Source organism: Caballeronia ptereochthonis, assembly GCF_001545075.1.
Classification (GTDB): Bacteria; Pseudomonadota; Gammaproteobacteria; order Burkholderiales; family Burkholderiaceae; genus Caballeronia; species Caballeronia ptereochthonis.
Genome location: NZ_FCOB02000017.1, coordinates 81,915 through 103,044 on the forward strand (window position 1 = coordinate 81,915; position 21,130 = coordinate 103,044).

Below are 21,130 nucleotides of genomic sequence, written 5' to 3' on the forward strand. Positions count from 1 at the left end.
GACAAAGCCCCGCGCCGGAACGAACGCGGGGCGGCATCACTGAACGCGGAAATCAGGCGGCTTCTGCCCGATTGACCGGATGCGGCTCCTTCAGCTTGTTGGCGACGCGCGCGGCCTCGAAGTACGACGCGTTCGGCGGACGCTTCAGATACTGCCCCGCGCCGCGCACCGCGCGCAGATCGCCGTCGGCCCAGGCAAGCGCGCCGCGCGTGAGCGTGTGCGTGGCGACGCCCTGTACGGTCATGCCCTCGAAGACGTTGAAATCCACTTTCTGATGATGCGTCTTCACGGAGATCGTGCGCGTCGCGTTCGGGTCCCACACGACGAGATCCGCGTCCGCGCCCACCTGCACCGCGCCCTTTCGCGGATAGAGATTGAAAATCTGCGCGGCATTGGTCGAGGTCACGCGCACGAACTCGTTCGGCGTGAGACGTCCCATGTTGACGCCGTGATGCCACAGCACCGACATGCGGTCCTCCACGCCGCCGCAGCCGTTCGGGATCTTCGTGAAATCCTCGCGGCCCATCGCTTTCTGCGACGCGCAGAACACGCAGTGATCGGTCGCGGTCGTATGCAGCTGTCCCGATTGCAACCCGCGCCACAGCGCCTCGCGGTGCTCGCTCGTGCGGAACGGCGGGCTCATCACGTGCGCGGCGGCGCGCGTCCAGTCCGGATCGCGATACACCGATTCGTCGATCACGAGATGCCCCGGCAGCACTTCGCCGAACACGCGCTGCCCTTCGTTGCGCGCCCGCGCGATGACGTCGACCGCATCTTTCGCCGACACATGGACGATGTAGATCGGCACGCCGAGCACCTGCGCGATGCGGATCGCGCGGTTGGCGGCCTCGCCTTCCACTTCGGGCGGACGCGACAACGGATGCGCTTCTGGTCCCGTGAAGCCTTTGGCGAGCAGTTGCTTCTGCAACTGGAAGACGAGCTCGCCGTTTTCCGCGTGCACGGTCGGCAGCGCGCCCAGTTCGAGCGAGCGTGTGAAGCTGTTCACGAGCACTTCGTCGTCGGCCATGATGGCGTTCTTGTAGGCCATGAAATGCTTGAAGCTCGACACGCCGTGCTCGTGCACGAGCAGGCCCATGTCGCGATGCACGGACTCGTCCCACCAGGTGACGGCGACGTGAAAGCCATAGTCGGCCGACGCCTTCTCCGCCCAGCCGCGCCACTCCTTGAACGCGTCCATGAGCGGCTGCTTCGGGCTCGGGATCACGAAGTCGATGATGCTCGTGGTGCCGCCCGACAGGCCTGCTGCCGTGCCGGTGTAGAAGTCGTCGCTGGCGGTCGTGCCCATGAAGGGCAGCTCCATGTGCGTGTGCGGATCGATGCCGCCGGGCATCACGTACTGGCCGCCTGCGTCGATGATTTGCGCTGTTTGCGGGGGTTCCAGGTCTGGGCCGATGGCCAGGATCGTACCGCCGGATTCAGGGTTTGCGCATAGCACGTCGGCGCGGTAGGTGCGGTCTGCGTCGATGATCGTTCCGCCGCGGATTAGCGTTGGCATTTATCGGATCCTCGTGATGGGTTGGGGTTCTGTCTCGGTTCGCTCGTGTGGTGTTCGGTGAAACTTGTTTTCGTGTCGGTCTATTTGTGTTGCCCCTCCCCGGGGCGGGGGTCACTTTCTTTGCAGCAGCAAAGAAAGCGACTGCCGCCCCGCACAGGGGCAACACCAATAGACCACTAAGAATTCAGGATTTCATAGCAGCCCAAACAAGAAAACAAAAAACCACTAAGCACTCAAAACCCCCGCCCGCCGGCTCCCGCTCACCTTCATCCATGACCCGTACACAATGGCCGCAAGCACAAGCCCAACGAACCAGGCATAGGTATAAAGCGTATTAAAGAACCCCGGCACACCGGGAAACGAAGCAGGAAACGCCGTATGCAAAAACCCGGGCAAATTGGGCAACACGCCAACCAGAAGCGCCACAACAGCCGCGATATTCCACCCACCGCTATACGAATACTCCCCATCCTCATCAAACAGCTCACGCTGATCGAGCCGCGTCCCGCGAATGAGAAAGTAATCGACCATCAGAATGCCCGCGACCGGCCCGAGCAATGCCGAATAGCCAACGAGCCAGGTAAAGATATAGCCCTGCGTCGTCGCGAGAATCTTCCACGGCATCATGACGATGGCGATCGTCGCCGTGATCATGCCCCCCGCCCGATAGGAAATGCCCTTCGGCCACAGGCTCGAGAAGTCATAAGCGGGTCCGACGAGATTGGCCGCAAGATTGCAGCACATCGTATCGAGCGTCAGAATGACAAGCGCGATGCCCACACCGATGCCCGTCATGCGGCTAGTCAGGTCGATCGGATCCCAGATCGCCTTGCCGTAGATCACGACCGTCGCCGACGTCACCACCACCGAGATCACCGAAAGCAGCGCCATCGGCACCGGCAAGCCGATCGTCTGACCGATCACCTGATCGCGCTGCGAGCGCGCAAAGCGCGTGAAGTCGGGAATGTTGAGCGCGAGCGTCGCCCAGAAACCCACCATCGCCGTCAGGCCCGGCCAGAACGTCGCCCAGAAAAGCCCTTCCTTCTTGCCGCCCGCGACGAATTGCGACGGCGCCGAGAGCATCGAGCCAATCCCGCCAGCCTTCGTCGTCGCCCACCAGACGAGCGCCACGCACATCACGACCTTGATCGGCGCGGACCAACTCTCAAGCCAGCGAATCGAATCCGTGCCGTGCCAGATGAAGTAGATTTGCAGCGCCCAGAACACCAGAAAGCACGCAAGCTGCCCGACGGAGATGTCGATTAACGGCAGCGCCGCGCCCTGCAATGCATTGCCCGTGAGGATATTCAAAAGCGTATAGATCGCGCTGCCGCCCAACCACGTTTGAATACCATACCATCCACACGCGACGATCGCGCGCAGCAATGCAGGCAGCTTCGCACCCTGCGTGCCGAACGACGAACGCACGAGCACCGCATACGGTATGCCATGCTTCGCGCCCGCATGACCGATCAGCAACATCGGCACGAGCACGATCAGGTTGCCGAGCAGGACCGTCACGACCGCCTGCCACGGCGACATGCCCTGCTCCGTGAGACCCGCCGCCAGCATGTACGACGCAATATTCATCACCATGCCGACCCACAACGCCGCGAAGTGATACCACTTCCACGTGCGCTGCGCGGGACCTGTCGGCGCGAGATCGTCGTTATATAGACTGCTCGCCTCGACGTCATGCGCTGTCTGCTTCATCGGATGCACTCCGGTTGAATGTGTGCGCCGCGTGCCGCATCTTCCGTGCAAGCATCGCGGCCGTGGGGATCAGTGACGAGCGCTACGTTGATTCATGCCGCTTTCGCGGGCTCCTCCGCATCCACGCGAGCGGGGTTGTTCGGATGCGTGGTCCAGTTCGCGTACTCGCCTGCATCGACGCGTTCCATCGTGATGCACTGCTCGACCGGGCACACGTGCATGCACAGGTTGCAGCCGACGCATTCCGAATCCACCACCTCGAAATGCCGCTTGCCGTCCTTCTCCTTCAGGATCGCCTGATGCGACGTATCCTCGCACGCGATATGGCACAGCCCGCACTTGATGCACTTGTCCTGATCGATGCGCGCCTTGATGTCGTACTTAAGATTGAGGTACTTCCAGTCGGTGACGTTCGGCACCGCGCGGCCGCGGATCTCATCGAGCGTCGCGTAGCCTTTCTCGTCCATCCAGTTCGAGAGGCCGTCAGCGAGATCGGACACGATGCGAAAGCCGTAGTGCATCGCCGCCGTGCACACCTGCACGCTGCCCGCGCCGAGCACCATGAACTCGGCAGCGTCCCGCCATGACGAGATGCCGCCGATGCCCGAGATCGGCAGGTTCGGCGTCTCGGGATCGCGCGCGATTTCCGCGACCATGTTGAGCGCGATCGGCTTCACCGCCGGGCCGCAATAGCCGCCGTGCGTGCCCTTGCCGTCGACGGTCGGCATCGGCGCCATCTGGTCGAGATCCACGGCGACGATCGAGTTGATCGTGTTGATGAGCGATACGCCGTCCGCGCCACCCTTGAACGCCGCGCGCGAACCCATGCGGATGTCGCTGATATTCGGCGTGAGCTTCACGAGACACGGCAGCTTCGTGCCTTCCTTCACCCAGCGCGTCACCATCTCGACATACTCCGGCACCTGCCCCACGGCCGCGCCCATGCCGCGCTCGCTCATGCCGTGCGGGCAGCCGAAGTTCAGCTCCACCGCATCCGCACCGGTGTCCTCGACCTGCGTGAGGATCCACTTCCAGTCCTTTTCGTTGCACGGAACCATCAGCGAAACGATCAGCGCGCGGTCGGGCCAGTCGCGCTTCACTTGCTCGATCTCGCGCAGATTCACGTCGAGCGGACGGTCGGTGATCAGTTCGATGTTGTTCAATCCCGCGATGCGCTGGCCGTTCCATTGCACCGCGCCGTAGCGCGAGCTCACGTTGACGACGTGCGGATCGAGCCCGAGTGTCTTCCACACGACGCCGCCCCAGCCTGCCTCGAACGCACGATTGACGTTGTAGGCCTTGTCGGTCGGCGGCGCGGATGCGAGCCAGAAAGGGTTCGGCGATGTAATGCCGGCGATGTTGCAAGTCAGATCGGCCATGTTCGTTCGGCTCCTTGTATGGTCAGGCGGCTTTGATCGCAGTCAGCTCGAACGACGCGTCGATGGACGCCGCCGCGAGCTTGCCGTCCTGCACGGCCTGCACGGTGAGATCGAGTCCTTCGTGGGTCGCGCAATCGCCGCCGGCCCACACCTTCGGAAGCGTCGTCTGACGGTTCTCATCGGTGACGATGCGTCCGCCGTCGAGCGTCAGCAGCTCCTTGTCGATACCGACTGGCACGAGCGTCTGGCCGATCGCCTTCAGCACCATGTCCGCTTCGATCACGAAGCGCTCCGCGTCGCGCTCGAACGCCACGCCGGTCACCCGGCCGTCATCGCCGATCAACTGCACGGGCTTCGCATGCGTGACGATCGTGACGCCATTCGTCTGCGCGAACTCGCGCTCGGCCCACGTTGCGCTCATGTTCCCGACGCCGCGCCGATACGCCATCGTCACGCTCGTCGCGCCGAGCTTGCGGCTCTGCACGCACGCATCGACGGCGGTGTTGCCGCCGCCGATCACGACCACGCGACGCCCGACCGGCACGCTCGCGAGATCGTCCGCATGACGCACCTGCTCGATGAAATCGACCGCGTTCATCACGCCATCGAGCGACTCGCCTTCGAGCGCCAGCTCGCGCACGCCCGCCAGTCCGAACGCGATGAACACCGCGTCGTACTGCTTGCGCAGTTCTTCTAGCGTGAAGTCGCGGCCAAGCGACACGCCGGTCTTGATCTCGATGCCACCGATCGAATACAGCCATTCGATCTCGCGCTGCGCGTAATCCTCGACCGTCTTGTACGCGGCGATGCCGTATTCGTTCAGGCCGCCCGGTTTCTCACGCGCATCGAGGATCACGGCGCGATGTCCCGCCAGCGCGACCCGGTACGCGCACGAAAGCCCGGCCGGTCCCGCGCCGACGATCGCGATGCGCCTGCCCGTCTCCGGCGCGCGCTTGAACAGTGGCTCGCCCTTGGCCATCGCCCAGTCGGTCGCGTGACGCTGCAACGCGCCGATCTTCACGGGCTCATCGTCCCGATGGTTGCGAACGCAACTACCTTCGCAGAGGATCTCGGTCGGGCATACACGCGCGCACATGCCGCCGAGCGGATTGGCGGAAAGAATGTCGACAGCCGCGCCCTTGAGGTTGCCGTTGCCGATCTTGCGGATGAAGCCGGGAATGTCGATTTGCGTCGGACACGCCTGTACGCACGGCGCGTCGAAGCAATAGTGGCAACGGCTCGCGGCGGCGGCCGCGGCGGTGGCGTCGAGCAGCGGCGCGACGTCCGAGAATTCGCACGCGAGCTGCTCCTGCGTCAGGCGATGGCTCGCGATATCGCCGATGGCTTTCATGGTCATGCGCGTTCCTTTTTTTGGGCGTGAGGGTGCCTTCCGTCCGCGTGTCGGATCGCGGACGGCTTGAACGTAAGAATGAAAAAGTGCCGGTTACGAAGCCGGTTCCGAGGCGCGCTCCAGCATCGCGTGCAACAGCACGTTCGCGCCCGCCTCGATCCACTCCTGCGTGGCGTCTTCGATTTCGTTATGGCTGATGCCGTCGACGCACGGCACGAACACCATCGACGTCGGCGCGACCTGCGCGAGATAGCACGCGTCGTGGCCCGCGCCCGACACCATGTCGCGATGCGAGTAGCCGAAGCGTTGCGCTGCGGCGCGCACGGACGCCACACATGCGGCATCGAACCTGACGGGCTCGTAGTAGAAGATCTGTTCGAGCTCGGTCTGCAAGCCGATCTCGCCCGCGATGCGCTCGACGCCCTTGCGCAACGCCGCGTCCATGCGCGCGAGCACGGCATCGTCGGGATGACGGAAATCGACGGTGAAGAACACGCGGCCCGGAATCACGTTGCGCGAGTTCGGGTGGACCTGCATCATGCCGACCGTCGCGCATGCGAGCGGCGCGTTGTCGAGACCGATGCGGTTCACGAGATCCACCACACGCGATGCACCGAGCAGCGCATCCTTGCGGCGCGGCATCGGCGTCGGGCCCGCGTGCGCCTCCTGGCCCGTCAACGTGATCTCGTACCAGCGCTGGCCTTGCGCATCGGTCACGACGCCGATCGTCTTGTTCTCGGCCTCGAGAATCGGCCCTTGCTCGATGTGCAGCTCGAACGCCGCATGCAGCTTGCGGCCGCCGCACGGCTGATCGCCCGCATAGCCGATGCGCTTCAGTTCCTCGCCGATCGTCTTGCCGTCGACGTCCTTGCGCGAGAGACCATAGTCGAGCGAGAACACGCCCGCGAACACACCCGATGCGACCATCGCCGGCGCGAACCGCGAACCTTCCTCGTTGGTCCAGATGATGACTTCGATCGGATGCTCCGTCTCGATGCCGCGATCGTTGAGCGAGCGGATCACTTCGAGTCCGCCGAGCACGCCGTAGATGCCGTCGAAGCGCCCGCCCGTCGGTTGCGAGTCGGCGTGCGAGCCGGTCATCACGGGCAGCGCGTCGGGGTTGCGGCCGGCGCGCCGCATGAACACGTTGCCCATCTGATCGACGCTCACCGTGCAGCCCGCCTCCTTCGCCCAGTTGACGATGAGGTCGCGGCCTTCCTTGTCGAGATCCGTCAGCGCCAGGCGGCAGACGCCGCCCTTTGGCGTCGCGCCGATTCTGGCCATCGTCATGAGGCTGTCCCATAGACGTTGGCCGTTCACCTTGATGGACGTATCGAGACCAGCCTCTCTGATTGCATCCGTTACAGCGTTCATTCGCCTCGCTCCTTACGATCGGACTTCGTATGTGAGTGACCTGGGTTCGTGCATGCCGGGCGCTTGCGGTGCGACGCTGCACGCGCCCGGTGCACGATTTCTGTTCTGCGATGAATGATGCCGGCGACGCGCTTCTTCGATTTTCGGGCGCTCTGCAAATCCTGTCCGGTTGGACAGGTTGTAGCCGATTAAAATAAGCAAATCAACGTCTTTCGTGTCCCGGCAAACAAAGCGATAAGCGTGCCATTGCGATGCAGCATCGGAGAACATTGGGTTCGCCGGCGCTTTCGTCGCGATGCAGCGCGGCGTGCACGAAAGTCGCGATTGAGGCACGATGCGGCACACACGGCGGAAGAACTCGACGATGAGACACGACGACCCGGCTAACGGCATCACCGGAAACGAGGACGCGACGCCGCCTTTGCGGCGGCGCCGCGCACAGATCCGCGAGAGCAACGAAGCGCAGCTTCTGGCCTGCGCGGAAGAAGTGTTCGCCGAGAAAGGACTGGAAGGCGCGAGCACGGCGATGATCGCGGAACGCGCCGGCTTGCCGAAGGCCAACCTGCACTACTACTTCCCGACGAAGCTCGCGCTCTATCGCCGCGTGCTGGAGGATCTCTTCGAGGACTGGCATCGCGCGGCGGATACGTTCGAATGCAGCGACGATCCCGTCGAAGCCATCGGCGGCTATGTGCGCGCGAAGATGGAGCTGTCGCGAAGAAGGCCGCTCGGCTCGAAAGTGTGGGCGAGCGAGATCATCCACGGCGCGCATCACATGCAGGACATTCTCAACGAACGCGTGAAACCCTGGCTCGATACGCGCGTGACCGTGATCGAAAGCTGGATCGCGCGCGGCCTGCTCGCGCCGGTCGAGCCGGACACGCTCATGTTCATGATCTGGGCGACCACGCAGCACTACGCCGACTTCGATGCGCAGATCCGCGCGCTCAAGGGCAAGCGCGCACTCACGCGCAAGGCCTTCGATGAACAGACGGAGGAAGTCGTGCGACTCGTGATTCGTGCGTGCGGCGCGGTTTCACCGCGCACCGCAGAAGAACGACGCGCGCTTGCCGGCTCCGAACCGCCGACGCGACAAGGGCAATAAAAAACGCCGGCCGCTCAATAGCGGCCGGCGTTCGCCTTACTGCCTACTGCTGTATTGCTTACTGCTGTACTGCGCTTCTCGCAAATACTGCCTGTGCTGCCTTACTGCTCCTGCTTGCCACCGCAACCGCTACTGCTCTCTACCTCTACTGCCCTGCTTGCCGCAGCCTTGAATCAGACTGCGTACTTCGATTAGTTACCGAAGTAGACCGAGTTGCGGCCCGACATCGGCACGTTCGCACGGGCGCCCGAATCCGACGAACCAGCGGTCGAAGCACCGTAGGCCGACACCCCGTTTTCAGCATTCACACGTGCTTCGGCGGCCTGGATGTTTTGCGGGTAGTCCACGCGATCCGACGCCGGGTTGTAGCCGGCCTTTTCCAGTTGAACCAGCTCTGCGCGAACTTGTGCGCGGGTCACGGGACCGTTGTTTTGCGCGAACGCGAAGGTCGGAGCTGCCAGAGCCGAAGCGATGACGAGTGCGGGAACGAATGCCTTGATCATGATGAACCTCCAATAGTCTTGTTTTGAAATCGAAACTCGATCAGAAGCTTTTTAAGCGGTTTCTGATTTCGTTTCGCTTGAAAACAGTGTAGGAGGCTAGCGACCTAGGGGAAACCCCAATTTCCACGAAACATAATTGTTCGGATCGCAACAATGCGTTTCGCGCGGAGAAGCGGCGTCGGCCGGCAAAGCAGGCCGTCATTCCGCCTCAACTGTTTGATTTTATTGAATATTAGTTAGTCGATCAGGGGGCGGCGCATCGGTGAAATCGATTCCACGCGATCCTGCCAGTACCCGTCCGTCAGCGAATCGCCATGTCGCGGACAGGTTTTACGCAGCCGCCACGTAAGCGAGCGCCGCCGCAATGAGGTCGCGCAGGAGCGGCTGCACGCTGCCCGCAAGCGTTTCGTCGTAAGAAAACGGCGCCGATTCTTTCATGTAGGTGACTTGCGTCAGTTCCAGCTGGACCGCGTGGACGCCGTCCGCCGGCCGGCCATAACGGCGCGTGATGTAGCCGCCCTTGAAGCGTCCATTGGCCACCGTCGAATAACGACCATCCCGCTCGACGATTCCGGCCAGATGCTCGGCGAGACCCGGCGCCGCCGACGCGCCATCGGCCGTGCCGAAATTGAAGTCCGGCAGACGACCGTCGAAGAAACGCGGCACCGCCGAGCGGATCGAGTGCGCCTCCCACAGCAGCACGCGGCCATGCGCCCGCCGCAATGCATCGAGTTCGCCGGCCAGCGCGTCGTGATACGGCTGCCAGTACATCGCGCGGCGCGCCTCGATCTGCTCGCGCGACGGTTCGCGCCCCGGCTTGTAGAGCGGCTCCTTGTCGAACGTATCGACCGGACACAGCCCGGTCGTGTCGCGGCCGGGATAGAGATTCGCGTCGTCGGGCGGACGATTCAGGTCGATGACATAGCGCGCGTACTCCGGCGTCAAAATCGACGCGCCCAGCTCGCGCGCGAACGCATAAAGCCGCTCGAGATGCCAGTCGCAATCCTCGACGCGCCGCGCGACAGGCGTCATCTCGTCGGCGAGCGCGCAGGGAATTTGCGTGCCCCGGTGCGGAATCGAGATCAGCAGCGGTGCGCTGCCGCGCTCCAGCGTATAAACGGAAGAATCGTTCATTTGAAGACCTCAGCCCATCAAATCGCGCAATGCGGCGCGATAGCGCGAGAGCGATTCGTCTTCCTGCGCGTGACGGCGCGCATCGATCACCTTGCGGCCGCCGACGAAGACATCGCGGATCGGCGTCTCGCCGTGCTCGCAGAAAACCGTGCTCGAAAGCCACGTCTCGCGCGCATGGCCGCCGATGCCGGGATGCGCCTCGTCGAGCACGAGCCAGTCCGCGCGCTTGCCGGGCGCGAGCACGCCGACGGCACGGCCGGTCGCGTGCGCGCCGCCGTCGAGCGCGGCGTCGAAGAGACGATCCGCGGGCCGGCTCTGCGTCGTCGACGCGAGCACGTTGCGTTGACGCCGGCACAATCGCTGGCCGTATTCGAGCAGGCGCAATTCCGAGCGCCAGTCGACGCCGACATGGCTGTCCGAGCCGACACCGATGCGCCCTCCCGCATCGAGATATTCGCGCGAGGGAAACACGCCGTCGCCGAGATTCGCCTCGGTCGTGAGACACAGCCCCACGACCGCGCCGCTCGCCGCGAGACGCGCGCATTCGTTCGCATCGACGTGCGTCGCATGCACGAGGCACCAGCGTTCGTCCACTTCGAAGCGGTCGAGCAACCATTCGACGGGACGCTGCCGCGTGGCCGCGATACACGCTTCGACTTCGGCGACCTGCTCCGCGATGTGGATGTGCACGGGCGCGCGCCCGAAGCGCGCATCGAGCCCTTCGAGCAAAGCCGCGAGCGATTCCCCCGACACCGCCCGCAGCGAATGCGGAGCGACGCCGTAGCGGCGCGCGCCGTTCTCGGGCTGCGCGCGGGCGAGCGTATCGATCAGCGCAAGCAGCGAGTCGGGCGTGTTGAGAAAGCGCCGTTGATCGTCGCGCGGCGCGCTCGCGTTGAAGCCACTGTACTCGTAGAGCACGGGCAGCATCGTGATGCCGATACCCGCGCGCTCCGCCGCATCGACGACGCGCCCGGCGAGTTCCGCACGGTTCGCGTACGGCTTGCCATCGGGTGCGTGATGCACGTAATGAAACTCGCACACCGACGTGTAACCCGCCTTCAGCATCTCGATGTAGAGCCAGTGTGCGATATCCGCGAGCGATTCCGGGCCGATCTTCGCGGCGAAGCGATACATGAGATCGCGCCAGCTCCAGAATGTGTCGGCGGCGCTCGCGCGATATTCGGTGAGGCCCGCCATCGCGCGCTGGAACGCGTGCGAATGCAGGTTCGGCATGCCGGGCAGCACCGGCCCCCTGGCGCGCTCGACGCCGGCGGGCGCGGCGCTGTCGGGCGTAACGCGCACGAGCGTGCCGTCATCGTTCCATTCGAACAGCACGTCGCGCCGCCAGCCATCGGCAAGACGTGCGTGATCCGCGAAAAATGCGCGATGCGCAGCATTCATGTCCTGTCTCCCTTTATGTCGATGCGCGGCTACTGTCGAGCCGTTCGCCGTCTTTACAGCAGGTCGATGCCGACGTGCAGCCACGACCCGCCATCCCGCGACTCGCACGCGAGTGCCGACGCCGCGTCCAGGCGCAGCACGTCGCCTGTTTCGAGCGTATGACGCCTGTCGTCGGCGAGCTTGATATCGATCCGGCCACGCGCGCAGAAAATGAACGTCACGTCGTGTTCGAGCGAGATCGAAGCCGGTTCTTCATGCGCTTGGACCGTCGCGCGTGCGCGGTCGCGGCGCGTCATCACGTTGAAGTCGCGCGTCGGTCCGGCAAGAAGCGTCGCGTGGATCGGCGTTTCGCCTGCAAAGCGCGCGATCGCGAGCGGCGCATCGAGCGAATGAACGCAGCCGTGTGCGTCGGTCAGACGCATGCCCGCGCCGTCGAGGAGCACGAGCACGCGATCGACGCCCGCGAAGGTCGAGAACGCGCCATCCGCGGCCACGTCCGCCAGCGACAGACGCCATGCGAACGCATCCAGCGACGCGCCTTGCGGCCCCGCCGCGATCTCGCGCGTGACGCCGCCGCCGTTCTTCCACGGCACGGGCACCAGAGAATCGGCGCGAATCATCATGATGTTCAGAAATGCCCGGTGAATTGGTAGCGGTCGCCCGGATGCCAGAGATTCGCGACCGAGGCGACCGCATCGCGCGACCACGTGCGCCGATGCAGCAGCAGACACGGCTCGTGCTCCGTCATCGCGAGCGCTTGGCGAATCTCCGGCGACGGCACCGCCGCCTCGATCCGATACTCGACGCGCTGCAACGGCGCCGCCGCCATCAGATACTGATTCGGCGTGATCGTCGTGAAATCCTGCCGCGCGTACTCCGGCGCGAGCACGGGATTCACGTAGCGCTCTTCCATCTGCACCGGCTCGTCGTTCTCGAAATGCAGCACGCGCGAATGGAACACCGGGCTGCCGAGCGCCAGATGCATTTCGGCGCCGAGCGCCTCGTCGACGATCGACGCGCCCAGATGCAGCACCTCAGCGCGATACTCATGACCGCGCGCGACGATCTCGTCGGAGATGCTGCGGATCTCGACGAGCGTCGACGCGTATTTCGGCTGCGCGACGAACGTGCCCGCGCCCTGTACGCGCGTGAGCACCTGCTCCGAGGTCAATTCGCGCAGCGCGCGGTTCACCGTCATGCGCGCGACCTTGAACTCGCGCGCGAGCTCGTTCTCCGAGGGCACCTGATCGCCCTCCTTCCACTCGCCGATGTGAATGCGCTGGAGAATGTAGTCCTTGATCTCCTGATACGCGGGCGTGTTCATGCCGGCTGTTCCGACGCGAACGCGAACGGGCTGTGCCGTGCGACCGCGCCTTCCTGCACGAGCGTCGCGATCGCGGCGATGTCGGGCGCGAAGTAGCGGTCGAGGTCGTAATGCGGGACGTGCGCGCGCAGCGTCTTCATCACTTCGAGGAGCGGCGCGCTCGTCTGATGCGGCGCGCGCAGATCGACGCCCTGCGCCGCCGCGAGCAGCTCAATCGCGAGAATGTTGGCCGTGTTGCTGGCGATGTCGCCGAGCTTGCGCGCGGCGAAGGTCGCCATCGAAACGTGGTCTTCCTGGTTCGCGGAAGTCGGCAGCGAATCGACCGATGCCGGGTGCGCGAGCGTCTTGTTCTCCGACGCGAGCGCGGCCGCCGTCACATGCGCGATCATGAAGCCCGAGTTGACGCCGCCGTCGCGCACGAGGAAAGGCGGCAGGCCGGAGAGCGTCGCATCGATCAAGAGCGCGATGCGGCGCTCCGCCAGCGCGCCGATTTCGGCCGCGGCGAGCGCGAGGTTGTCCGCGGCGAACGCGACCGGCTCCGCGTGGAAGTTGCCGCCCGAGAGCACCTCGCCGGTGTCGGGGAAGATCAGCGGATTGTCGGAGACGGCGTTCGATTCGACGAGCAGCACTTCGGCCGCGTGGCGCATCTGGTCGAGACAGGCGCCCATCACCTGCGGCTGGCAGCGCAGGCTGTACGGGTCCTGAACCTTGTCGCAGTCGGCGTGCGACAGGTTGATGCCCGAGCCCTTCAGCAGCGTGCGATAGGCCGTGGCCGCCTCGATCTGGCCGCGATGGCCGCGCAGCTCATGGATGCGCGCATCGAACGGCACGACCGAGCCCGCCGCCGCATCCACCGACAGCGCGCCCGCGACGAGCCCGGTGCGGAACAGATCCTCGATCGCGAAGAGGTGATAGAGCGCGAGCGCCGCCGACGCCTGCGTGCCGTTCAACAGCGCCAGGCCCTCCTTCGCCTGCAGCGTGAGCGGCTTCAGGCCGGCGACCGCGAGACCATCCGTCGCGCTCGCGCGCTCGCCGCGAATCGTGACTTCGCCCAGGCCGAGCAATACCGTGGACATATGCGCGAGCGGCGCGAGATCGCCCGATGCGCCGACCGAGCCCTTCACCGGGATGATCGGCAGCACGTCGGCATTGAAGAGCGTGATGAGGGCTTCGATGACCTCGCGCCGGATCCCTGAATGACCGCGCCCGAGGCTCGACAGCTTGAGCGCCATGAGCAGCCGCACGACCGGACGGGACATCGGCTCGCCGACGCCCACCGCGTGCGACAGCACGAGATTCTTCTGCAGCAGTTCGAGCTGATCCGCGGGAATGTGCGTATTGGCGAGCCGCCCGAAGCCCGTATTGATGCCGTAGGCCGGATCGCCCTTGGCCACGATCGCGGCGACGGCCCGCGCGCTCGCGTCGATGGCGTCGAAGCTGGCCGGATCGAGCTTGAGCGGGTCGGAGCTTCGCGCGATGCGGCGCAGTTGCGGGAGAGTCAGTTTTCCGGGGGTGAGCGTGATCATGATTCGTCCTGTCTATACAAGTTAGACTCAAGTCTAAACGGGCAAACAGAACGAAACAAGAGGGGATCCGGGATTTCACTAGGTCATTTCGCGGTTTTGACTACCTGGTTGTCTATACAGATTCCGCTATAACACTTTCTCCATCACGAACTGGACGAACCTCTGCTCGCGCACCACGACCGCTCGCGCGAGCAGCATCGTGAAGCCGCAGTATTCGAAGAAAGGCCGCGCGGTAACGCTCGCGTAGGTGTGCAGGCAGGTGATCCCGGCTTCGTCCGCCTCGGCTTCCACGCGCGCGAGGAGCGCGGTCGCCACGCCCGTGCGCTGATGCTTCGGGTCAACGAACATCATGTCCACCAGGCCGTTTTTCTCCAGATCCGCGAAGCCGGCGAGTTCGCCGCCGACGAGCGCGACCCAGGTCGGGCGGCTCATGCGGGCGAGCGCCCACTCGTCGCGGTCGGCTTGCGCCCATGCATCGATCTGCGCCGGACTGTAGTCGGCCGATGCCGTCTCGCGCACCGCGCGCTGGAACAGATCAATCACGCCGTCGAGGTCCCTCGCACGATACGGTCTGATTTCGATGAGCGGGAGCCCTGGCATATCGTCACCTTCTTTACTGTCAAAAGAAAAAGCCGCTGCCGATGCAGCGTGGGTCTTGCGTTGAAAACGCGGGAAGGAAATGCGGAAAGGCACGCGGGAAGCAGGCGTGCGCAAACGTCAAATGGATGAAAAACGGCCATGCGGGATGTGGTGCGCGCCGCGCCGTCTCAGGAAACGACCGCCACCGTCGCGATGCCGAGCGCGGTCATCAGGAGCGACGCGCAGACGTGGATCGCGATCTCCGCGAGCGCCCAGACGAACCGCCCCTGCTGCAGATGCGCGACCACTTCGGCCGAGAACGTGGAAAACGTGGACAGGCCGCCCATCAGCCCGGTGATGATGAAAAGCCGCCATTCCACCGAGAGGTCCGGAAAGCGCGCGAAAAAGGCGACCGCCACGCCGATGATGTAGCCCGCGATGACGTTCGCCGCGAACGTGCCGAGCGGCAGATTCGGAAAAATCGCGTTCAGGCGCAAGCCGAGGACCCATCTGAGGAGCGACCCCAGTCCGCCGCCGAGCCCCACGGCGATGATCGACAGATACATGTCAGTGTCAAACCGATTCGAAATTATTCGGACTCATGCCTCGCGGGCGAGCCGCTCGATCAGTGCCGCGCGGCTCGGCTCCACGATCCACGATCCAGCCCGCGCGGTGCCGCACATGTGCCGCACATGCGCCGTCCACGTGCCGTCGCGGCGCGCTTCCCAGCAGCCGGCATCGCGGCCGTCGATGAAAAGCGAGCCGCGCATGACAAGCTGCGGGTCCGCGGGCTCGAGCACTTCGTCGTCGTTGTGTTCGAGCTTCACTTCGTGCATGAGCATCGCCTGCAAAAACATGTCAGATACAAGGCCAGTCTCGCGAGTGGCTCCATTCTAACGATACTCAGTGCCGAGTTGAGGCACTCACCGTAGCATAAAGGACATTGCCGAAAGGCAATTTAACGTCCGCACGACATGCTCGACCGACGGCGCATCGAAGGCGAGCGTCACGGCGTCGACGCGCTCGAGCGTCGGCCATTGGCAGAAGAGATCGGCGAACGCGGTGGTCTGCACGCGCAATTCGCAGCGATGATCGGTGACCGACACGCGCTGTGCATGCCGCACCGTCGACGACGCCGCCTCGACCGTCTCGCGCGCGGCGAGCTGGATGGCGTCGCATGCGGCGGCGGGCGTTTCGGTCACGCCGCTCGAATAGCCATGCGCGGTCTTCACGCAGAGAAAGCGCGCGCCGGGGAAAGCGGGCAGCGTCTCGGCGCCGAACACGTCGTCGCCCGTCAGGAGTGCGACGCGCGCGCCGCGCTCTTCGGCGAGCCTGCCGTAGAGCGCCGCCTCGCCGGCCTCCTCGCCGTCGAGCGTGACGCGCGCGAAGGCGGTGCTGTTGATCGTGTGCGCCAAGATGCCGCGGCTTTGCGCGCGCGCGTGATAGCCGATCATGAACACCAGCTCGGGCGCCCCTTCCAGCCCCGCCATCATGCCGAGCGTGCGCGGCTTGCCGAGCACGAGCCGCGCGCGCGCGTCGAGCAGGTCGGGCACCAGGTTGCGGAAGCCGCCATGCGAATCGTTGATCCACACCTGCGACGCGCCGCCTTCGAAGGCGCCCAATGCGGCCGCGTTGGCCTCGCGCGTCATCCAGCGGCGCGCTTGCTCGTATTCGCCGTTGCCGGCACGCGTCTGCTCCGGATGGAACACGCCCGCGATGCCTTCGATGTCCACCGAGATGAGCACTTTCATGATCGCGTTCTCAATGCTTCGTTGAGCGAGATGCGCCGATGACCGTCGCGCCCGGCAACCGTCTCCGCGCTGAAGAGCGCATCGAGGATTGCCTGCTCGACGCTGTCCGCGGCGGCTTGGAACAGCGGATCGAGCCGCGCGTCGCCGGCGAGCGGCGGCACGGCGATGAAGTCCGCGTCGTGCGGCACGGTGTACGCGGTCGAAAAAGCCAGCGCGATGTCGCCGCTGCCGTGTCCGTAGACCGAACCGGTGCGCGCGAGGCCGGCCGCGGCGCGCATCGCGACACGCCGCAGCTGCCGGGCGTCGAGCGGCGCGTCGGTTGCGATCAACATGATGATCGAGCCTCGTTCGGGCTGCGTCTGCGACGCGCGCGCCGATTGCAGCGCGCGTCCGACCGCTTCGCCGGCAATCGTGAGCTGCGCCAGGCGGCCGAAATTTGCGAGCACGAGCGCGCCTGCCGTGTACGCGTGCTCGCCGATGTCGAAAAGGCGCGACGCCGAGCCGATGCCGCCCTTCAGCTCGAAACACGACATGCCGCGCCCCGCGCCCACCGCGCCGCGCTCGAAGTCGTCGCTGCACGCATCGAGCGCGTTCATGTAGTGCGCTTCATTGATGGCGAGCGCCTGCATGTCGTTCAGGTAACCATCGTTGCATTCGAACACGAGCGGATTGACGCTCGGCTCCTCGCGTCCGACCTGCGGATTCGCCTCGATGGCCGCGCGAATCTGCGCATTCGCCACGGTGCCGACGCCGAACGTGTTGGTCAGTGCGATCGGCGTCTCCAGCACGCCGAGCTCCTCGACCTGCACGAGCCCGATGCTCTTGCCGAAGCCGTTGATCACGCATCCGCCGGCGGGCACCTTGTCGCGGTACGCGTCGCCGCGATGCGGACGAACCACGGTGACGCCCGTCTGTATCGCGCCTTCATCGAGTGTGCAATGGCCGACCGTCACGCCCGCGACATCGGCGATCGTGCCGCGCGGGCCCGCTTGCAGCGTACCGATAGGCGGCGCCTGCATCATGGACGGTCGAGCTTCGGATCGAGCGCGTCGCGCAGGCCGTCGCCGAGCAGGTTGAACGCGAGCACCGTGAAGAAGATCGCGAGGCTCGGGAAGATCGCGACGTGCGGCGCCATCGCCATGTCGGCGCGCGCTTCGTTGAGCATCGCGCCCCACTCCGGCGTCGGCGGCTGCGCGCCGAGTCCGAGGAACGAGAGGCTGGCCGCCGTGATGATCGACGTGCCGATGCGCATCGTGAAGTACACGACCACCGACGAGATCGTTCCCGGCAGGATGTGTCGCGCGAGTATCGTCCAGTCCGATGCGCCGATGCTCCGCGCCGCTTCGATATACGTGAGATGCTTCAGCGCGAGCGTGTTGCCGCGCACGAGCCGCGCGAACGCGGGAATGCTGAAGATCGCGACCGCGCACACGACGTTCACCATGCCGTTGCCGAGAATCGCGACGACGCCGATCGCGAGCAGAATGCCGGGAAACGCGAACAGCACGTCCGCGATGCGCATCACGATGCGATCCCACCAGCCTTCGTAATAGCCCGCGAGCAGGCCAAAGAACGTGCCGATCACCGCGCCGATCACGACCGATAGCAGGCCCGCCCACAGCGAGATGCGGCTGCCCACCAGGATGCGGCTCAGGATGTCGCGTCCCAGCGAATCGACGCCGAACCAGTGCGCGGCCGACGGACCCGCGTTGAGCGCGTCGTAATCGAAGTAATTCTCCGGATCGTAAGGCGCGATGTATGGCGCGATGATCGCGATCACGATCAGCAGCAGCACGAACACCGCGGCGATCATCGCCACGTGCTGCTGCTTGAACTTGCGCCAGAACTCTGTCCACGGCGTGCGGATTTCCTGCGCGGCGGTGGCCGCCGTTTCGGCTGTCACGCTCATGCGGTCCTCACTTGAAACGGATGGTCGGGTTGATGACCGCGTACAGCACGTCCACGATCAGATTGATCACGATGAACTCCAGCGAGAACAGCAGCACTTCCGCCTGGATCACCGGATAGTCGCGCATCTCGACGGCGTCGACGAGCAGGCGCCCGAGGCCCGGCCAGTTGAACACCTTCTCCACGACGATCGAGCCTCCGAGCAGGAAGCCGAATTGCAGGCCCATCATCGTGACGACGGGAATCATCGCGTTGCGCAGGCAGTGCTTCACGATGACCATCGGCTCGTGCACGCCCTTGGCGCGCGCGGTGCGCACGAAGTCCTCGCCGAGCACCTCGACGAAGGACGCGCGCGTGAAGCGCGCCATCACCGCGGCAACCGCGGCGCCCAGCGTGATCGAGGGAAGCACATAGCCCTTCCATGTGCCGTCGCCGACGATCGGCAGCCAGCCGAGCTTCACCGAGAAGATCTCCATCAGCAGCATGCCGAGCGCGAAGGCGGGAAACGAAATGCCCGACACCGCGAGCGTCATGCCGAGGCGATCCGGCCAGCGATTGCGCCACACCGCCGACACGATGCCGATCGCCATGCCGAAGATCACCGCCCACACCATGCTCGCGATGGTGAGCCAGAACGTCGGCATGAAACGCTCGCCGATCTCCGTCGATACCGGCCGCTTGCTGCGCGTGGACATGCCAAAGTCGAAATGCACGACCTTGCCGAAGAAACTCACCAGTTGCCGCGGCAGCGGCTTGTCGAGGCCGAGATCGGCGCGCACGAGCGCGACGGTCGCTTCGTCGGCTTCCGGCCCGGCGGCGAGGCGCGCGGGATCGCCCGGCAGCATGTGCACGAAGAAGAACACGAGCACCGCGACGATGAAGAGCGTCGGCAGAAGACCCAGCAGGCGTTTGGCGAGGAAGTTGAGCATCGTGATGGACCTGAAACGGGCCGGGCGCGAAGGCCCGGCCAATGGCGACTTACTTGATCGCGATCTCGTCGAAGCTGAACGAGCCGTCGGGCATCACGTACGCGCCGGAAAGACGCTTGCTGCGGGCGTACACCACCTTTTCCGTGACGAGGAAGATCCACGGCGCATCGGCCCAGATGCGTTTCTGCGCATCGGCGTAGAGCTTGGCCTTCTCGCTGCGGTCGGTGGTCGCGAGTGCCTTTTGCAGATCGTCGTCGACCTGATCGTTCTTGTAGTACGCGGTGTTGAACAGCTTCGGCGGGAACGACGAGCCGCCGAGCAGCGGCGAAATCGCCCAGTCCGCCTCGCCCGTCGACGACGACCAGCCGATGTACAGCATGCGCACGGGGGCCGTCTTCGGATCGGGCGCGCTTTCGATGCGCTGCACCCGCTGCCCGGCCTCGAGCGCTTCCACCGTTGTCTTCACGCCGACCTGCGCCAGCTGCTGCTGCACGAACTGGATGATCTTCTGCGCGGTCGTGTGGTTATAGCCCGACCACAGCACGGTTTCGAAGCCGTTCGGGTAGCCCGCTTCCTTCAGCAGTTCACGGGCCTTCGCGGGATCGTATTTCCAGGGCCCGAGCTTCGTCGCGTAATCGACGCCCGGCGGCACCACGCCTTCGGCCGGCACGGCATAGCCCGCAAACGCGACCTTCACGAGCGCTTCCTTGTTGATCGCGTAGTTCATCGCCTCGCGCACCTTCGGATTGTCGAAGGGCTTCTGCAGCACGTTCATGCTGACGTAGCGCTGGATGATCGACGGCGCGGCGATCAGATCCACCTTCGGGCTCGCCTTGAGCGTCGCGGCCTGCTCGAACGGAATCGAGAACGCGAAGTCCGCCTCGCCCGTCTGCATGAGCGCGGCGCGCGTGTTGTTGTCGACCACCGGCTTCCAGTCGATCATGTCGATCTTCGGCAAGCCCTTCTGCCAGTAGCCCGCGAACTTCTTCACCTTCAGGTCGTCGGTCTGCTTCCATTCGACGAACTCGAACGGGCCCGTGCCGACCGGATGAAACGCGATGTCCTTGCCGTACTTCTTGAGCGCGGTCGGCGAGATCATCACCGCCGATGGATGCGCCAGCACGTTGATGAACGCCGAGAACGGAATCTTCAGCGTGATCTTCACCGTGTAGGGATCGACCACCTCCGTCTTCTCGATCTTGTTGAAGAGGTTGTAGCGCTTGAGCTTGTTCGCCGGATCGGTGACGCGGTCGAACACGGCCTTCACGGCGTCCGCGTTGAAGTCGGTGCCGTCCTGGAACTTCACGCCCTGGCGCAGATGGATCGTATAGACCTTCGCGTCGGGGCTCGCCTCGTAGCTCGTCGCGAGCACGTTGCGGATCTTCATGTCCTTGTCGAAGCCGAACAGGCCTTCATAGAACGACTTGGCGACGGCCTGCGAGAGCGTATCGTTGGCGTCGTACGGATCCATCGTCGTGAAGGTCGAGGCGACGGCCATCACGGCGGTGCTTTGCGCATGCGCCGACGTGACGGGACCGAGCGCGGCGAGCGTCGCGAATGCGCCCGCTGCGATCAGCGCGCGCAACTGGAAAGGACGAGAGGACGGCATCGTTGGACTCCTTGGCTTGACGTTATGG

At 64.7% G+C, this 21,130-nt stretch carries 20 protein-coding genes; 1 reads left to right on the plus strand and 19 read right to left on the minus strand.

The features are described 5' to 3' along the window. Positions 1-52: 52 nt before the first annotated feature. The 5 genes from hydA to AWB83_RS18940 all read right to left on the minus strand — a co-directional run bounded on the left by hydA (position 53) and on the right by AWB83_RS18940 (position 7,333). Entirely contained in the window at positions 53-1,516 is a 1,464-nt protein-coding gene (gene hydA / locus AWB83_RS18915; RefSeq protein WP_087047145.1) for a dihydropyrimidinase, read from the minus strand. Positions 1,517-1,741: 225 nt separating this feature from the next. Then, a complete protein-coding gene (locus tag AWB83_RS18925) occupies positions 1,742-3,229 on the minus strand; it encodes an NCS1 family nucleobase:cation symporter-1 (protein ID WP_087047147.1) in 1,488 nt (495 codons plus the stop codon). A gap of 92 nt (positions 3,230-3,321) precedes the next feature. Next, positions 3,322-4,608, minus strand: a complete 1,287-nt coding sequence (gene preA, locus AWB83_RS18930; RefSeq protein ID WP_087047148.1) for an NAD-dependent dihydropyrimidine dehydrogenase subunit PreA — start codon at positions 4,606-4,608, stop codon at positions 3,322-3,324. Positions 4,609-4,630: 22 nt separating this feature from the next. Further along, positions 4,631-5,965: an NAD(P)-dependent oxidoreductase gene (locus AWB83_RS18935; protein ID WP_087047149.1), complete on the minus strand. Its 1,335-nt coding sequence runs from the start codon at positions 5,963-5,965 to the stop codon at positions 4,631-4,633. Between the two features lie 87 nt (positions 5,966-6,052). Further along, positions 6,053-7,333, minus strand: coding sequence for a Zn-dependent hydrolase (locus AWB83_RS18940; RefSeq protein WP_087047150.1), 1,281 nt, complete (start codon positions 7,331-7,333; stop codon positions 6,053-6,055). A gap of 364 nt (positions 7,334-7,697) precedes the next feature. Here AWB83_RS18940 and AWB83_RS18945 point away from each other — a divergent pair, with 364 nt between their 5' ends. Then, positions 7,698-8,438 (plus strand): TetR/AcrR family transcriptional regulator, encoded by a 741-nt coding sequence (locus tag AWB83_RS18945; protein WP_244197796.1) that lies wholly within the window; start codon positions 7,698-7,700, stop codon positions 8,436-8,438. A gap of 191 nt (positions 8,439-8,629) precedes the next feature. Here the strand turns inward: AWB83_RS18945 and AWB83_RS18950 are convergent, their stop codons facing one another. From AWB83_RS18950 to gsiB, 14 genes are all read right to left on the minus strand, one after another. After that, complete coding sequence (locus AWB83_RS18950; protein WP_087047226.1) at positions 8,630-8,938, minus strand: DUF4148 domain-containing protein; 309 nt, start codon at positions 8,936-8,938, stop codon at positions 8,630-8,632. A 333-nt stretch (positions 8,939-9,271) separates the two neighbouring features. After that, positions 9,272-10,075, minus strand: coding sequence for an N-formylglutamate deformylase (hutG, locus tag AWB83_RS18955; RefSeq protein ID WP_087047151.1), 804 nt, complete (start codon positions 10,073-10,075; stop codon positions 9,272-9,274). A gap of 9 nt (positions 10,076-10,084) precedes the next feature. Continuing rightward, on the minus strand, positions 10,085-11,476 hold the full coding sequence (locus AWB83_RS18960) for a formimidoylglutamate deiminase (RefSeq protein ID WP_087047152.1): 1,392 nt from the start codon (positions 11,474-11,476) through the stop codon (positions 10,085-10,087). Between the two features lie 53 nt (positions 11,477-11,529). After that, positions 11,530-12,099, minus strand: coding sequence for a HutD/Ves family protein (locus tag AWB83_RS18965; RefSeq protein WP_087047153.1), 570 nt, complete (start codon positions 12,097-12,099; stop codon positions 11,530-11,532). Between the two features lie 5 nt (positions 12,100-12,104). After that, on the minus strand, positions 12,105-12,800 hold the full coding sequence (hutC, locus tag AWB83_RS18970) for a histidine utilization transcriptional repressor HutC (RefSeq protein ID WP_087047154.1): 696 nt from the start codon (positions 12,798-12,800) through the stop codon (positions 12,105-12,107). Beyond that, entirely contained in the window at positions 12,797-14,326 is a 1,530-nt protein-coding gene (gene hutH / locus AWB83_RS18975) for a histidine ammonia-lyase (RefSeq protein ID WP_087047155.1), read from the minus strand. Before hutH ends, hutC begins: the two co-directional genes overlap by 4 nt. A gap of 126 nt (positions 14,327-14,452) precedes the next feature. Beyond that, complete coding sequence (locus AWB83_RS18980) at positions 14,453-14,926, minus strand: GNAT family N-acetyltransferase (RefSeq protein ID WP_087047156.1); 474 nt, start codon at positions 14,924-14,926, stop codon at positions 14,453-14,455. 167 nt (positions 14,927-15,093) lie between these two features. Further along, the gene (gene crcB, locus AWB83_RS18985) at positions 15,094-15,471 is read right to left on the minus strand and encodes a fluoride efflux transporter CrcB (RefSeq protein ID WP_087047157.1); all 378 of its coding nucleotides are present in this window, start codon (positions 15,469-15,471) and stop codon (positions 15,094-15,096) included. Positions 15,472-15,504: 33 nt separating this feature from the next. Then, positions 15,505-15,741 carry a hypothetical protein gene (locus tag AWB83_RS18990; RefSeq protein ID WP_244197797.1) on the minus strand — a complete coding sequence of 79 codons (237 nt, stop codon included), beginning with the start codon at positions 15,739-15,741 and terminating at the stop codon, positions 15,505-15,507. Between the two features lie 87 nt (positions 15,742-15,828). Further along, positions 15,829-16,656, minus strand: coding sequence for a M55 family metallopeptidase (locus tag AWB83_RS18995; RefSeq protein ID WP_087047159.1), 828 nt, complete (start codon positions 16,654-16,656; stop codon positions 15,829-15,831). Beyond that, the gene (locus AWB83_RS19000; RefSeq protein WP_087047160.1) at positions 16,653-17,678 is read right to left on the minus strand and encodes a DmpA family aminopeptidase; all 1,026 of its coding nucleotides are present in this window, start codon (positions 17,676-17,678) and stop codon (positions 16,653-16,655) included. Before AWB83_RS19000 ends, AWB83_RS18995 begins: the two co-directional genes overlap by 4 nt. Next, positions 17,675-18,565: a glutathione ABC transporter permease GsiD gene (gsiD, locus tag AWB83_RS19005; RefSeq protein ID WP_087047161.1), complete on the minus strand. Its 891-nt coding sequence runs from the start codon at positions 18,563-18,565 to the stop codon at positions 17,675-17,677. Before gsiD ends, AWB83_RS19000 begins: the two co-directional genes overlap by 4 nt. Before the next feature lie 7 nt (positions 18,566-18,572). Next, positions 18,573-19,493: a glutathione ABC transporter permease GsiC gene (gene gsiC, locus AWB83_RS19010; protein ID WP_087047162.1), complete on the minus strand. Its 921-nt coding sequence runs from the start codon at positions 19,491-19,493 to the stop codon at positions 18,573-18,575. Between the two features lie 49 nt (positions 19,494-19,542). Beyond that, positions 19,543-21,102: a glutathione ABC transporter substrate-binding protein GsiB gene (gsiB, locus tag AWB83_RS19015; protein ID WP_087047163.1), complete on the minus strand. Its 1,560-nt coding sequence runs from the start codon at positions 21,100-21,102 to the stop codon at positions 19,543-19,545. Between the last annotated feature and the right edge of the window lie 28 nt (positions 21,103-21,130).